Annotated in this window: 1 protein-coding gene; it reads right to left on the bottom strand. The window is 49.8% G+C overall.

Annotated elements, in window-relative coordinates:
- Positions 1-289, bottom strand: a 289-nt coding sequence (locus KW844_RS28935) for a hypothetical protein (RefSeq protein ID WP_218380244.1), incomplete at both ends; no start/stop codon positions are given.

The raw sequence follows: 289 nt of genomic DNA on the forward strand, positions 1-289 counted from the left end.
ATATCACTTACCGTTGGAGCGGTGTTAGCACCAGTGTACTGCACTGTCCAGGTACCAATCTGCTGGATGTTTCCAGTAGATACCACAGGGGTGGCATCCAGGGTGAAGGCAGTAGTTCTACCGCAATCTTCCTGATCTGCACCGGCGTTAGCAGCTGGATTGGCAGCGTAGTTATAGATAGTTACTACATCAGTGGTAGCTGGGCAGTTAGTGTTTACTACACCATTTACCATGCTGGTGACTGTCCAGGTCAGTTGTACCTGATCACCAGGTGTTACCGTGATGGTAG

Source organism: Chitinophaga sp. sic0106 (assembly GCF_019219075.1).
In the GTDB taxonomy this organism is placed as follows: Bacteria; Bacteroidota; Bacteroidia; order Chitinophagales; family Chitinophagaceae; genus Chitinophaga.